This is a genomic window from Roseburia yibonii (assembly GCF_014297335.1).
Lineage (GTDB): Bacteria > Bacillota > Clostridia > Lachnospirales > Lachnospiraceae > Roseburia_D > Roseburia_D yibonii.
On sequence record NZ_JACOQH010000007.1, the window covers coordinates 1 to 15,257 of the forward strand.

The following is a 15,257-nucleotide window of genomic DNA, read 5'->3' on the forward strand; positions in this document are numbered from 1 at the left end:
TCTGTTCAGGATTCAGAGGCGAATACTTTACGCTCTTTTGCGCCTGTTCCGCTTCTGGCATGACTGGAACAGATGTAAGAGCTGGAAGTTGCAGATATCTGCTTAATCAGCAGACACTATTTACCAATACATTTTATCCGTGGGTCGGTGGCAGCTGTATCGGCAGCTATTTTATCAGCAATACCAGCAGTCATTATGACTGGGCGATGAAGAAAATGAAAGCGCACAAAAGGAAGATAGAGGAAAACAGAAAAACCAAATAGGTCGAAAAGATCTTTAACCGCGACGGAGAATCCGGCAGCAAGCGTTGACGCGTACAACGAGAAATACATTCAGGAGGCGATCAGTGAGCTCTGTAAAGGGAAAACGCTTCTTGTCATTGCGTTCTTAAATTCGCATGTCTGTCAGTTCCCGTTTTGTGTTATAATGGCAAGGCACGAAAAACGAGAGGAGAACGCAGAACATGAGTATGGAACTGACAGACCGGATTCTGCCGGAGGACGAAAAAGCGGTATTTGAGGGACTGCTGGCATTTAATCTGGCGCATCTTGAGGATAAAGAGCCAAGAGATTTGGGTATTTATGAGAGAGACGGAGAAAATAAGATCGTTGCCGGGATCATTGGCTATACGCATGGAAACTGGCTTATGATCAAGTATCTTTGGGTGAAAGAAGATCTGCGCGGTCAGGGAACCGGGAAAAAGCTTCTTTTGGAAGCAGAAAAAGAGGCGGAAAAAAGAAACTGCAAATATGTGTTTTTAGATACTTTCAGTTTTCAGGCTCCGGAATTTTATAAAAAATACGGATATCAAGAGCAGTTTGCACTGGAGAACTATCCGCTTACAGGAAAGAGATATTATTACACCAAAAGCCTGACGCATGCGGCGGAATAGGGAGTGCATCATGGAGAAAGATCTACTGAATAAAATCATAGCATTACGGAAAAAACTGCATGAAATACCGGAGAGATCCCTTGCGGAAACAAAAACGAAGCAGACACTGATGCAGTTCTTACAGGAGAACACAACACTTTCGATCGTAGACTGTGGAAAATGGTTTTATGCTGTACGGAAAGCGGATGTCGGGGACAGGAAGGCACCGGTTGCTTTCCGGGCGGATATGGACGCGGTGTGCGCGAAAGGCGGACAGCCGGGACATTACTGCGGACATGATGGACACAGCAGCATACTTGCGGGGCTTGCACTTTACCTTGATAAAGGAAAAACAGAGCTAAACCGGGATGTGTATTTTATCTTTCAGCCCGTGGAAGAAACCGGACAGGGGGCAAAGCTCTGTCTTCCATTGCTTGAGGAAAAGAAGATCGGCGAAATTTATGGACTTCATAATATTCCGGGCTATCCGAAAAATCATATTCTGATCAAAGAGGGAACCTTTGCATGCGCATCGACCGGGATTGAGATTCGTATGACCGGGACACCGAGCCATGCGGCTTATCCGGAAGCAGGAAAAAATCCGGGATTTGCGCTTGCAAAGCTTTTGCTTGAGGTGGAAAAACTTATGGAACAGGTAAATGAGACCAGAGGATTTGTGCGGATGACCCTGATCGGAATGGAGATCGGCAGTGATAGCTATGGAGTTTCGGCATCGGACGGGGTGCTGCGCCTGACCGTCCGGGGCGAGCGCGAATGTGTATTTGAAGAATATGTTGCCGCAATCAAAGAGCTTGCAAAAGAGCGGGCAAAGGAAGAAAATCTTACGCTCGCGATCCATGAGATCGAGCGTTTCCCTGCAACAGAAAATCATATGGATTCCGTAAAAAAACTCCGTGCCTGCGCGGCGAAGCAGGGGCTTCCTGTTACAGAGCTAAAAGAGCCGATGCGCTGGTCGGAAGATTTTGGATATTATTTACAGAAAACAGAGGGAGCATTTTTCGGGATCGGAGACGGAGAGGATCATGTCCAGCTGCACACGGAGCAGTATGAATTCCCGGATGAGATCATAGAGACTGCGGTTCGGATGTTTGGGGGACTGGTCTGATTACTCTGAAATTTATGAGTGACTCACAAATTTGCTAATATCTTGTTTGCGCCAAGCAGATTTCCTATAATGAGCTCATCTTAAAACAAAAGTGAATCAGGAGGGAATCTGAAATGTTAAATGAGAATGTAAAAAAGGTATTAAAAGAGAGTATGTGGGATCTTGCAACCTGTGCAGACAATGAACCGAATGTGGTTCCAGTGGCGTTTAAGGATGTGACCGATGACGGAAAGCTGCTGGTCGGAGATGTGTTCCTTGAAACAACATTAAAAAATATAAGAGAAAATGGCGGAAAAATCGCAATCTCCGCATACAGCGCAGAGAACCTCGAAGGCTATCAGATTAAGGGAACGGCTTCTTATGTGACAGAAGGAGAAGTGGTCGCCACTTTTAAGGCAATGGTGGAAAAAATGTTTAACGGCGCGGCTACGGCAAAGGGAGCGCCTGTTTTCATTCGTGCATGGCGCAGCCTGTTTTGGAAAATAGCCACTCATAAATTTCATAGTTACTACAAAAAAGAAGGATTTTCGTATATGATGAAAGAAAAAGAGGTGAGTGCGTTGTATCAGAAAAAAATGGAAGAAGATATCCGCTGCCCGTTGGAATACGGCCTTAGCGTATTTGGAGGTAAATGGAAATCACGGATCATCTGCGTATTGGCGGCGAAAAATGGTGTGACAGTGCCTTTTCTGTGACCTTTTAGAAAAATTTTAAAATGTCATCTGGCCGTCTGCGCTTTTTGCGTTGAATTCCGGGAGACAGTTCTTTAAAAAGTCGGCTCTTTTGGCTTCGTCCAACACACAATAGTAGCGTGCGGTCTGGGCATTTTTCCAGGACGGAGCCTGAATGCCCGCATCTACAAGCTGCCGGATCTGGTCTTCGGTGACAGACTTGCTGCCATCGAAGGCGCGTACACTTCTTCTGCTTTCTAATAAAGTCTGAAATTCCATATATTTCCTCCATGAACAATAACAGTTAGTCTGTACTAACATCTTATTCCACAGGGAGGAAAAAGTCAATCCCGTATCGGTCGAGCCGGTTATCCAATGCTTTAAGATAACTTTAAGATTCCATTATGCCAGGTTTTAAAAAGACAGACTAGAATGGCTGGCATAAGGAGGAAAATTACAATGAAAAAAATATGGAAAAAGACAGGAAGAATCGTTTTGGTAGGTGCCCTGGCGTGTGCCGTTTTGTGGAGTGGAATCAGACACAAAACAGGGGATTATATCGATCGGATGGAGAAAAAATATGATCCGGTCGGAGCGGAGGTTGTGTTAATAGAAAACGGACAGATTACAGAGGTAAGAGATTATGGATATGCAGATAAGGAAAAGAAAATAAAAACAGATGAAAATACCCGTTTTCGGATTGCATCCATTTCCAAAACAATGACTGCATATGCGGTCATGCAGCTGGTGGACGAAGGAAAACTTGATCTGGATGTGCCGGTAAATCAATATTTAAAACAATGGAAAATACCGGATGGAACTTATGACGGAGATCAGGTAACGCTCCGTATGCTGATGTCCCATACGGCGGGACTCAGTGGATGTGCGGATGCGGTGAATGAAGATGAGCATGGACTTCTGGCGGCAGAAAAATTAACACAGGCGGATGTTCATATAAAAACGAAACCGGGGAGCTCTTTTGCCTATTCGGAATTTGCCGGATATGGAATCTGTCAGCTTGTGATAGAGGATGTTACAGGAGAAAAATTTGAGGATTATATGCAAAAAGAAATATTTAAACCGCTTGGCATGGATCATACCAGCTATGAAAAAACAGGAGCAATGGCGGTGCCGTATGCAGGTAAGGGAAAACCGATCGCTTGTAATGATGTGGTGTTAAGTGGAGCTGGAGGCGTGATAACGACAGCAACGGATCTGGCCAAATTCGATATTGCGCTGATGGATTATGCCCGGCGTGGAAATGGCGAGATGTTTTTGGCGCAGAAGAATACGGAAAGTGAGGCCGGAGTATATGGTCTTGGAATCATTCCGAGAAAATTGAAGGATGGGCGTACCGTTTATGAGCATAATGGCACGTTGACCGGATGGAATGCACAGCTCGTTCTGGAGCCGGAGAGCCGCTCTGGAATTACAATCGTTACAAATTCGGATAAAGCCTTTTATTTTACTTATGATCTTATGGAAGCATGGGCAGATCATACGCTTGGAGAGCCGGTGGCAGATCCGCTGTTAAAAAAGCTTGAAAGAATGATTTTATATGCAATAATAGTAGGTGGAATCCTTGATTTTTGTGTTGGAATAACATTATTCCATGGAATAAAAAAGAAGCGGCTGATGGAAAGAAAATCTGCAGCAGGAAAAGTGACGGGAGGACTGCTTTCCGCATTTTACTGCGTGGCAGCCTATCTTTTGTTTTATACGGATCTGCCGTTTCGGATCTGTTTTGGAATGGCAGATAATTATCTGTTTACGTTTTTTACACCAGCATTTGCTATTGTACTGGTTGAGGGATTTGTAATGATATTACTGCTGGCATTCCGAATGAACCAAAGGAAAGTGAAAGAGAAAGGAAAATGTGCAGAGTATGCCAAAAGTACTGGTGGTAGATGATGAGACCGAAATACGACAGATGCTATTAAAATATTTAAAAAGGGAGGGAATTTGTGGAATTGAGTGTGAAAACGGAACTGAGGCGCTGGCGTATTTAAAAGAAAATGCTGTGGATCTGGTGATCTTAGATATCATGATGGCAGGAATGGACGGGTTTGAAGTTCTAAAACAGATCCGCCAGAGAATGGGAGAAATTCCGGTGATCCTTTTGAGTGCAAGGCAGGAAGAATATGACAAGGTGCTTGGACTTGGACTGGGAGCGGATGATTATGTGACAAAGCCGTTCAGTCCGGGAGAGATGATGGCAAGAGTAAAAGTGCAGCTCAGAAAAGGAATGAAAATCGAAAAAAAGGCAGAACGGATACTGGAAGCAGACGGACTTCGCATGGATACAGAGAGCTGCCAGGTGACAGTAGATGGCAGAGAGGTCGTGCTTGCAGGCAAGGAATTCTGGTTGTTAAAATTTTTTATGGAACATCCGGGACAGGTATTTACCAAGGCACAGATTTATCATCATGTGTGGGAGGATGGCTACGAGGACGATAATACGGTTATGGTCTACATCAGTAAACTGCGCGAAAAACTGGAAGACAAACCGAATGAGAGAATATGGATACAGACGATTCGGGGAATTGGATATCGTTTTGGAGGAAGCAGATGAAACTGAAGTATAAAATAGGTGGTCTGTTTTTGCTGTCGACCTCCATATCAGTTGGTGTGTTCTGCCTGTTTTTTTATTATGTGATCCACATTGGATATTTTGGCGGAATCACCGCAGAGGATATGTTACATGCATTAGAAACAGCGGGAGACCAGCTGGAGGCAGCAGGCGGTATGGCAGAAGATGAGTCATATCTGACAGATTTTGTGAATGCACTGGATAAACAAAATCATCCGATGCTTTTTGCGGTAAAATGTGGGGAAGTATGTGGTGCCGGGGCGGATACGCCACAGATCTTTGAGAGGCGTGAACTTTCAGAAGCGGCAAATGGAAGAGGGGAGATTGCAGGAACATATAAAGTTCGTGTCCTTTCCGGAAATGTGAACGGTCAGGAGTATGATATTGTATGTTATGTAAACTACAATGATTACGAAACCATATCTTATGCTTTTAATCCGCTGCGAGGAAAAGGCGTACTCGGGAAAATTGCTTTATTCGGAGTAGGAATCACAGTTTTTATCATGATGATACTTTTATGGCTGTTTGGAAGAAAGCTTGTGCGGCGTGTCACAAATATGTATCAGGTGATGCAGGAATTATCGATGGATCATATGGATGTGCGCATGGAAGAAAAAGGAAATGACGAGTTGACAGTCATGGCAGAAGGATTCAATTCTATGGCGGAAAAATTAGAAAAACAGTATCAGGAAAAGGCAGAACTGGAACAGAAAAAAAGAGAATTGGTGTCGATAATTTCGCATGATCTAAGAACTCCTCTCTCCTCGGTTATGGGGTATGCTGAAATGCTTTGTGATGGGATCTATGAGTCGAAAGAGGAGCAAAAACAGTATGCAGATATTATTCGCAGAAAATCGGTTTATATGGAAAAACTGCTTACAGAACTGCTGGAGTATTCGAGACTTGAAATGGGAACGATGCGGCTGTGCAGGGAAAAAACCGACTTGACAGAGCTGGTAAGGGAGATACTGATCGAATATTATCCGCAAATTGAAAAAAATGGCTATGAACTGGAACTTAAAATACCGGAGTATGCGATCTGCGGCGAATGGGATGCACAAAGAATCGGAAGAGTGATTCGAAATCTGATTGAAAACGCCTTAAAATACGGTATGGATGGAAAGAAGCTGACGGTCTCTGTGAAAAAAGAAGGAGAGCTGGCAGTGTTTGGAATACGGGATTATGGCAGGGGTGTATCCAAAGAAGAACTTCCCTATATGACAGAACTTTTTTATCGTGGAGACAGTGCAAGAAACAGCAGGGCAGGAGGAATGGGACTCGGCCTTTATATAGCTGAGGAGATCATTGAGAGGCATGGAGGAAAATTTTGTATAAAAAGTGATAGGGGATGGGGATTTTTGGTAAAAATAATATTGCCATTGACAGAAAAAAGTCTATCCCAGCAGGTGGATTCTGTGGTATGATATGGTAAAAGTACAGTACATGGGGGAATATGTATGAAAGCGCTATACGGAGTACTTATTATCATAGAGATCCTTGCGCTCGGAGTGTGTGCGTTAAAGGCGGAAAAAAGAAGAGGAAAGCTGGCAAAGATCGTATTCTGTTACGAGAGCGTGGCATTCCTGTGCGGGATCATATTTGCAGCCTATACATTTGTGCCGGGAGTTTTTGTGACGACACTCTGCAAGGGACTGACGCTTGCCTGTTTCGACTGGCTCCTTATTTTGCTTATGTATTACACGCAGTATTATACCGGACTGTTTCACGGCGTTCGGGTCGTTAAGCTCCTGATGGAGGCTTACGCGGCGATTGAGACGGTCATGCTGATCGTAAACGCGTGGACGCATCATATGTTTTCGGTGGGTGAGATGACCGGGGATATGATCGCGGTCGAGTTTGTGAAAGGCAGCTTCTTTTATCAGATGCATTTTATATACAGTTATGTGCTGATCGCGATCCTGATCCTGGCGTATCTGTTTATGATTGCGAGAGCATCCAAATTTTACCGCTTCCGGTATGAAGTCATTCTGTCCGCGCTTGTGGTTGGATTTGTACTGGATCTGCTCTCGATCCATTCCCAGTCGATCTATGATGTGTCGATGATCATGTTTGGAGTCATGTCCATGCTCATCTATTACTTTACGTTCAGCTATGTGCCGAATGAGCTGATTGAGAGTACACTTTCTTTGATCATCCGTGACATGAACAACGGTATTATCTGCTTTGACAATCGGGGAATCTGCGTTTACTGTAATGATCTGGTGCGAAAACTTTATAAAGTGAGCGGAAGACCGGATGTGCTGGAACAGATGTACTGGAACTGGCTTTCGGATTCCGGTGAAAAACGTGCAGATCTGATGCGGTTTCAGATGCCGGTTGAGGAAGACGGCAAAGAACGGTACTACGAAATTGTGTACAAGCGCGTTTATGATGATAAAAACAACTTTGTCTGTGACTGCTTTATTTTTAATGACAGGACGGAAGAGATTGAGTCACTCGAGCATGAAAAATACCGTGCGTCTCATGACAGACTGACCGGACTTTTGAACCGTGAGCAGTTTTATCTGGATACCAGTGAGCGGCTTCATCAGAACCCGGACAAAAAATATTGCATCATATGCAGTAATATCCGTGATTTTAAATTTGTAAATGAACTCTTTGGCATTGAGAAGGGAAATGATATCCTGTTAAGACAGGCGGAGCTGATGCGCACGCACACGGGGGCAGGAGCACTGTGCGCGAGACTCCAGGGAGATCGGTTCGCAGTCTGCATGGAGCAGAAGGCATTCCGCGAAGAAATGCTTTTTGAGATCGTGGAGAAAATACAGGAAGAAGTCAATAACAGTTCCTTCCGGCTGCATGTATTTGCCGGCGTATACAATATTCAAAATCCCAAAGAGCCGGTCAGCATCATGTGCGACAAGGCAAATCTTGCCAGTGAAACGATAAAAAACGATTATCACAGCAGCCTTGCCTACTATGATGACGAGCTTTTGAAACGCTCGATCGAGGAGCGGCGCATCATCGGGGAATTTGAGCGGGCACTGGAACAAAATGAGTTTGTGATGTTTTTGCAGCCGCAGGTGGATGAAGCGGGAAAAGCCTACGGAGCGGAGGCACTGGTCCGCTGGGAGCATCCGGAACGCGGACTTTTATCACCGGCAGTTTTTATCGATATCCTTGAAAAAGCGGGACTGATCTACAAGCTTGACCGCTATATCTGGGAGAAGGCGGCAGAGAAGCTGGCGGAGTGGAAGAAAAATAATGCCGGGGCGTACCATATCTCGGTCAACATTTCGACCAAAGATTTTTACCTTGTGGATGTCTATGAGACGTTTACCGGTCTTGTGCAAAAATATGAGATCGACCCGGAGATGTTAAAGCTTGAGATCACAGAGACGGCGCTCATGTCCGATTTTAAGAAGAACATGGAGATCTTAAAGCGGCTTCAGGACTTTGGATTTAAGATTGAAATCGATGATTTCGGAAGCGGATATTCGTCCTTAAATATGTTAAAAGATATCAGCGCAGATGTGCTGAAAATAGATATGGGATTTCTGCGGGCTTCTGAAAATGAGGTGAAAGGAAAGGATATCCTGGAGAGCATCATCGTGCTTGCGGACAAACTTGGTATGGAAGTGATCACGGAAGGCGTTGAGACAGAAAAACAGCTTTCCATGCTGACCAGGATGGGATGTAAGATGTTCCAGGGGTACTATTTTTCCAGACCGGTGCCGGTGGATGAGTTTGAGGAGAAATATGGGATAAATTAAGTAAAAAGAGAAAGAGACTGTTGTCTGCGCACAGTATGATCGTGCAGCCAACAGTTTTTTTAAATCATAGGAAATTCCTTCCTATGATTTAAAAACGCTCCGCGGGGATGCGCAGCTCGCGGAGATGAAGTTTATGTTGAACATACCGCTCGCGCGCGAAAGTGTGCGGTAAGCGCACACTTTATTTGAAATAGGTCATGAATCTGATATTTTCGAGGATGATTTTGTATATCCGGATTTCATAAGGAGTTATATTGGGAAAAACAAGAATGAGGAGAGACGCAGAATGAGATATGGATATTTTGATGAAGAAAATAAGGAATATGTGATCACAAGACCGGATACACCGGCACCGTGGGTAAATTATCTGGGATCTCCGGAATATGGCGCTATTGTATCGAATAACGCAGGAGGATACAGTTTTGCGAAATCCGGCGCGAACGGAAGAATCTTGCGGTATGTGTTCAATCAGTTTGATCAGCCGGGAAGATATATATATCTTCGTGATAATGAAAATGCGGATTACTGGTCGGCATCCTGGCAGCCAGTAGGAAAGGACTTAAAAGAGTACAAATGTGAATGCCGTCATGGAACTGCGTATACGAAAATGAAAGCACAGTACAGTGGAATAACATCAGAAGTGAGATATTATGTGCCGCTTGGCAGATCCTACGAAGTATGGAATCTGAGTGTGAAGAACGACTCTGACCGGGAGAGGGAGCTTACGATCACCGGGTATGCGGAATTTACCAATCACAGTAATTACGAGCAGGATCAGGTGAATCTGCAGTACTCACAGTTTATTACGCGTACTGTATTTCGTGGCGACAGAGTGCAGCAGCTGATACACGCAAATCTGGATCAGATCGAAGAAGGAAAAGAAGTCGATCATAAGATCGTATCCAGTCGCTTTTTCGGACTGGCAGGAGCGGAAGTGAAGTCATGGAGTGGCGAGAAAGAAGGCTTCCTTGGAAGATATCATGGATATGACAGGCCGACAGGTGTGGAAAGCGGAGTGCTTGAAAATAAAGGAAACTACAATGGAAATGGATGTGGAGCGCTTTCGACAGTGCTTACATTACAACCGGGAGAAGCAAAAGAAATCGCATTTGTAGCAGGAATGAAAAAGGATGCGGAGGCAGCAAAGATCTTAGCGGACTATAAAGATCCGGCGGCAGTATGTGAAAAAGAAATAAAAGAACTGATTTGTCACTGGCATGAGAAAATTTCCCATTTTCAGATTAAGACACCGAGTCAGGAATTTGATACCATGATCAATACATGGAATGCGTATAACTGTTTTATGACATTTATCTGGTCGCGTGCGGCATCCTTTACCTATTGCGGGCTGCGGAACGGATATGGATACCGGGATACTGTTCAGGATATCCAGGGTGTGATACATCTTGCGCCGGAAATGGCAAAAGAAAAGATCCGCTTTATGCTTTCTGCGCAGGTAGATAATGGAGGAGGACTTCCACTTGTCAAATTTACGCATAATCCAGGTCATGAGGATACACCGGATGATGTGTCTTATGTGCAGGAAACAGGTCATCCGGAATATCGGGCAGATGACGCATTGTGGCTGTTCCCGACAGTGTATAAGTATATTGCGGAAACCGGAGATCTGAAATTCATAGACGAAGTAATTCCATATGCGAATAAGGGAACAGCGACGGTATATGAACATTTGAAACAGGCGATCACATTTTCCATGAATCATCTTGGAAAACATGGTATGCCGGCTGGATTGTATGCAGACTGGAATGACTGTCTGCGGCTTGGGAAAGATGGGGAATCGGCATTTGTCGCAATGCAGTTTTACTATGCGATGCGGATTTTAAAGGAATTTGCGCAGTATAAAGAGGACAGCGTTTATCAATCTTATCTGGAAGAAAAGCAGAAAGAACTCGGGGCGTTGATCCAGAAATATTGCTGGAATGAAGACCGTTTTATCCGTGGCTATACCGAGACCGGAGAAATGATCGGAAGGCGCAGTGATCCGGAAGCCAATATGTGGCTTAATCCGCAGAGCTGGGCAGTGATCAGTGGTCTTGCAAGCAAAGATCAGACGAATCAGATCCTCGATCTGGTATATGAAAGACTGAATACCGAATACGGTGCGATATTGATGGATCCGCCTTATCATGCGCATGCGTTTGACGGTGCGCTTGCAGTGATCTATAACGCAGGAAGTAAGGAAAATGCCGGTATTTTTTCACAGTCACAGGGCTGGCTGATTCTTGCGGAGGCACTAAGAGGAAATGGGGAGAAGGCATTCACCTATTTTATGGAGAATGCGCCGGCGGCACAGAATGACCGTGCAGAGATCCGAAAGTTAGAGCCGTACTGCTATGGTCAGTTTACAGAAGGAAAAGCAAGTCCGAATTTTGGAGAATCACATGTACACTGGCTGACGGGAACTGCGTCAACGGTCATGGTGGGCTGCGTGGAAGGTATACTCGGCATGCGGCCGGACTTTTATGGAATCCATGTTTCACCATCCGTTCCGAAGTCATGGGAATCATTTGAAATAGAAAAGGATTTTCGCGGATGTCATCTGCAGATTAAAGTATCAAATCCGGGCCATGTACAGTCTGGCTGCAGAGAACTTCTGGTTAATGGAAAGAAGATGGAAGGAAACTATATTCCGCAGCAGGAGCTGACGGCACAGACTACCGTGGAATTGTTTATGTCATAGGAAAAGAAGGGAGAAGTGGTATGCGGCAGATAGAATTTAAAGACGAAAGCGAAACGTTTGTGATCCGTGATCCGGAAAATTACAGTGGGCTGTATCTTCCGATGGCGGGAACAGAGGGGATCAAATCCAGTATTACCCCGAACTGGGGAGGAGACAGTAAAACGGATCAGAACCATTTCCTGTTAGAGCCGGTCAGTGCTGAGAATCTTCACAACAATAAGAATACGAGAAATTTCTGGTGTCGGATCGAGGGGGAAGGTTACTGGTCGGTATGCGGCAACTCGGCAGAACAGGAAAGCAGTCGTTTTACCAGGGAGCAGGATGAAAGCATCCTTGAAGCAGGATTTATGTGGCAGACTTTAGTGAGAAAGTCCAAAAAATATGGAATAGAAGCCAAAATGACCATATTTGTTCCAGTGGATGGGGCGGCAGAGGTTACGCTTGTCACGCTTACCAATAATAGGGATGAGAAAATGGAAGTGACACCGATTGCGGCGATCCCAATCTATGGAAGGAGCGCGGATAACATCAGGGATCACAGGCATGTAACTTCGCTTTTACACAGAATTTATACCAGTACCCATGGAATTACAGTGACCCCCGTGTTGTCTTTTGACGAGCGTGGACATCAGAAAAATGAGACATCCTATTTTGTATATGGCTGGACAGAAAATGGTGAGGCACCGGAGTCCTTTTATCCTACGGTAGAGGAATTCATCGGAGAAGGTGGTTCTTTTCTGATCCCGGAAGCAGTGCGCAAAGAAAAGGCGGGAAAGCCGGCAGGTGTTAAGATCCAGGGAAAAGAGGCAGTTGGTGGAATCCGCTTTGCAAAAGCGGTTTTAGAAAAGGGCGAATCCAGAAGTTATATTGTTCTGGCGGGAATTGCACAGACCAAAGAGCAGATTGAAAAAACAGCCTCCAGGTATCGGACTCTGGCTAAAGGAATGCAGGCGTTGGATGAAGTGAAAACATATTGGAGAAAGCAGGTGAATGTCTCCTTTGAAACCGGAAATAAGAGAGAAGATCACTATCTGAAATGGATCTGTTTTCAGCCAATTTTACGAAGGATTTATGGCTGTTCGTTCCTTCCGTATCATGATTATGGCAAGGGCGGACGTGGATGGAGAGATTTGTGGCAGGACTGTCTGGCACTGCTGATCATGGAGCCGTCACTGGTGAGGCAGATGATCCTTTCTAATTACGGTGGTGTGCGTATGGACGGTACCAATGCAACGATCATAGGAAACAGACCGGGTGAATTCGTTGCGGACAGAAATAACATCACAAGAGTCTGGATGGACCATGCGTTCTGGCCGTTTGTTACAACAAAGTTTTATATGGACCAGACCGGAGATCTCGAAGTTTTGCTGGAAAAAGTTCCGTATTTTAAGGATCTTCAGGCAAAACGCGGAGAAGCGCATGATACGCAGTGGAGAGCGGAAGAAGGCGATAAGCAGCGGACAAAAAGCGGTCAGATCTATTTTGGAAGCGTGCTTGAACATATTCTGCTGCAGAATTTATGTGCATTTTTTGATGTGGGAGAGCACAATGAGATGCGCCTGCATGGAGCGGACTGGAACGATGCATTGGATATGGCGTGGGAGCGCGGAGAGAGCGTGGCCTTTACCTGCGCATATGCCGGGAATCTGAAGGATATTGCAAAATATTTAAGAAATCTCGAGCAGAAATGCGGATACAATAAGGTGGAGCTTGCAGAAGAAATGCAGATCCTGCTGACGGGAGGAAACACACTGTTTGAGGATCCGGAAAAAAAACAAAATCTGTTGAAACAATATGGTGATCAGTGTATTCATAATATCAGTGGAAAGACAATTTTAGTAAAAATAGAAGAAATCAGCAGAAATCTGGAAGAGAAAGCACAATGGCTGATGGAACATATCAGGACGGATGAGTGGATCAAAGGTGAAGAAGGCGAGGGCTGGTTCAACGGATATTACGATAACCATGGAAACGCAGTGGAAAGATATCAGAAGGATCAGATCCGCATGATGCTGACGGGACAGGTGTTCGCGATCATGAGCGGAACCGCGGATGCAAAACAGATAAAAGAGATATGCAGAAGCGCAGATCATTATCTGTATGAGAAATCAGCGGGTGGATACCGGCTGAACACGGATTTTAAGGAAGAAAAATTTGACCTTGGAAGAATGTTCGGTTTTGCGTATGGAGAAAAGGAAAATGGAGCGGTATTCTCACATATGACGGTCATGTATGCGAATGCCTTATATCAGAGAGGATTTGCAAAAGAGGGATATAAAGCATTAAATACACTGTTAGAAGCAGCACAGAACTTTGAAAACAGTAAAATGTATCCGGGCATTCCCGAGTATTTTGATAATCAGGGCAGGGGGCTGTATGCGTATCTTACCGGTGCGGCGAGCTGGTATATGCTTACGGTGATCACGGAAATGTTTGGCGTAAAAGGTGAACTGGGTGATCTTACCATTCATCCATCGCTTATGCCGGAACAGTTTGATGATAAAGGAAATGCATCCGTTTATCTGGAATTTGGAAAAAGAAAATTCAAGATACAGATCAAAAATCCGGACAAGGCAGAACCCGGAGCGTACCGGATCAAAAAAGCAGCGTGCGACGATAACAGGCTTGCGCTGTTGGATGAAACAAAAGCATCTTTAGCAAAGAAGCAGATAAACGCATTAAAGCAGGACGAAATCCATCAGATCGTGGTGCTGTTAGAGAAATGTTAAGAAAAAGGTCATGTGATAAGAAATTACCACATGGCCTTATAATATTTGTCGCGATACTTTTTGGGCGTGAGACCGGTAAAACTTTCAAAAGTCTGGATGAAATGACTTTGTGAGGAAAACGCCAGATAATTTGCGATCTCAATCACGGATTTGTCCGAGTAGCGCAAAAGATGCGTTGCCTTCTCAATTTTTTTCTCACGGATATAATCGCTGATCGATACGCCGAGATTCTTCTTGAAGACACGGGAGAGGTAGCTGGAGGAAAGCCCGGTGTAGGACGCAAGCGATTCAATGGTGATGCGTTCTTTGATGTGGCTGTAAATATAATCAACACACTGCATGACTGGTTTGGAAAGGATCGAACTTTTTTTTTGCAGGATCATTTTTCCGGTAAAATCTTTGGCCATAATGTGATGCAGATCCGCGACCTGACGGACTGAAGTGCAGGCGTCCATTTTTAAAATATAAAAATCGCTTAAACGGTAGGCCTGTTCCGGTTCGAGTCCGCCGTCGATGCAGTATCTTGTGAGCAGGGCAGTAGTGACAACAAAATGATATTTCAGGTTTGTGAGCGAATTTCTGGAAAGAACACCGGTGCCCTCCATATGGAGAAAGGCATCTTCATTACAGTTTTTTATAACAGCATCCATATCGCCTGTTTTGACGGCATTGTAAAAGGAATACTCTACATTGGGGGAGCGGTGTTTGGTTTCGGATTCACTATTTTTCAACTCAGCGTTATACCATTCTTTGGAAAGTGACATATCTGATATCTCCGTAAATCTTTTAATATTCACTATTATGGCACAAAAGTTTTCGTCTGGCAAATGAAATC

General features: G+C 44.6%; 12 protein-coding genes. 10 read left to right on the plus strand and 2 right to left on the minus strand.

Annotated features, from left to right (window positions below; all coding sequences use genetic code 11):
- The 4 genes from H8Z76_RS13670 to H8Z76_RS13905 form a co-directional block, all read left to right on the plus strand.
- The coding region (locus H8Z76_RS13670) for a ClbS/DfsB family four-helix bundle protein (RefSeq protein WP_243240528.1) at positions 1–263 on the plus strand (263 nt) is incomplete at its 5' end.
- Positions 264–463: 200 nt separating this feature from the next.
- The gene (locus tag H8Z76_RS09835; RefSeq protein WP_186982392.1) at positions 464–892 is read left to right on the plus strand and encodes a GNAT family N-acetyltransferase; all 429 of its coding nucleotides are present in this window, start codon (positions 464–466) and stop codon (positions 890–892) included.
- 10 nt (positions 893–902) lie between these two features.
- Entirely contained in the window at positions 903–1,997 is a 1,095-nt protein-coding gene (locus H8Z76_RS09840; RefSeq protein ID WP_243240529.1) for an amidohydrolase, read from the plus strand.
- A gap of 113 nt (positions 1,998–2,110) precedes the next feature.
- Positions 2,111–2,692, plus strand: a complete 582-nt coding sequence (locus H8Z76_RS13905) for a pyridoxamine 5'-phosphate oxidase family protein (RefSeq protein WP_330595055.1) — start codon at positions 2,111–2,113, stop codon at positions 2,690–2,692.
- A gap of 15 nt (positions 2,693–2,707) precedes the next feature.
- Here the strand turns inward: H8Z76_RS13905 and H8Z76_RS09855 are convergent, their stop codons facing one another.
- A complete protein-coding gene (locus H8Z76_RS09855) occupies positions 2,708–2,947 on the minus strand; it encodes a nitroreductase family protein (RefSeq protein ID WP_022514439.1) in 240 nt (79 codons plus the stop codon).
- Between the two features lie 180 nt (positions 2,948–3,127).
- Between H8Z76_RS09855 and H8Z76_RS09860 the strand changes: the two genes are divergently transcribed.
- The 6 genes from H8Z76_RS09860 to H8Z76_RS09885 all read left to right on the plus strand — a co-directional run bounded on the left by H8Z76_RS09860 (position 3,128) and on the right by H8Z76_RS09885 (position 14,422).
- Positions 3,128–4,579, plus strand: coding sequence for a serine hydrolase domain-containing protein (locus H8Z76_RS09860; RefSeq protein ID WP_186982394.1), 1,452 nt, complete (start codon positions 3,128–3,130; stop codon positions 4,577–4,579).
- A complete protein-coding gene (locus H8Z76_RS09865) occupies positions 4,554–5,240 on the plus strand; it encodes a response regulator transcription factor (protein WP_022514441.1) in 687 nt (228 codons plus the stop codon). Before H8Z76_RS09860 ends, H8Z76_RS09865 begins: the two co-directional genes overlap by 26 nt.
- Positions 5,237–6,682, plus strand: a complete 1,446-nt coding sequence (locus H8Z76_RS09870) for a sensor histidine kinase (protein ID WP_022514442.1) — start codon at positions 5,237–5,239, stop codon at positions 6,680–6,682. Before H8Z76_RS09865 ends, H8Z76_RS09870 begins: the two co-directional genes overlap by 4 nt.
- 33 nt (positions 6,683–6,715) lie before the next feature.
- On the plus strand, positions 6,716–8,992 hold the full coding sequence (locus H8Z76_RS09875; RefSeq protein WP_186982395.1) for an EAL domain-containing protein: 2,277 nt from the start codon (positions 6,716–6,718) through the stop codon (positions 8,990–8,992).
- A gap of 286 nt (positions 8,993–9,278) precedes the next feature.
- The gene (locus tag H8Z76_RS09880; RefSeq protein ID WP_022514444.1) at positions 9,279–11,693 is read left to right on the plus strand and encodes a GH36-type glycosyl hydrolase domain-containing protein; all 2,415 of its coding nucleotides are present in this window, start codon (positions 9,279–9,281) and stop codon (positions 11,691–11,693) included.
- Positions 11,694–11,713: 20 nt separating this feature from the next.
- A complete protein-coding gene (locus tag H8Z76_RS09885) occupies positions 11,714–14,422 on the plus strand; it encodes a GH36-type glycosyl hydrolase domain-containing protein (protein ID WP_186982396.1) in 2,709 nt (902 codons plus the stop codon).
- Positions 14,423–14,445: 23 nt separating this feature from the next.
- Here the strand turns inward: H8Z76_RS09885 and H8Z76_RS09890 are convergent, their stop codons facing one another.
- Positions 14,446–15,186, minus strand: a complete 741-nt coding sequence (locus H8Z76_RS09890; RefSeq protein WP_022514446.1) for an AraC family transcriptional regulator — start codon at positions 15,184–15,186, stop codon at positions 14,446–14,448.
- Positions 15,187–15,257: the final 71 nt, after the last annotated feature.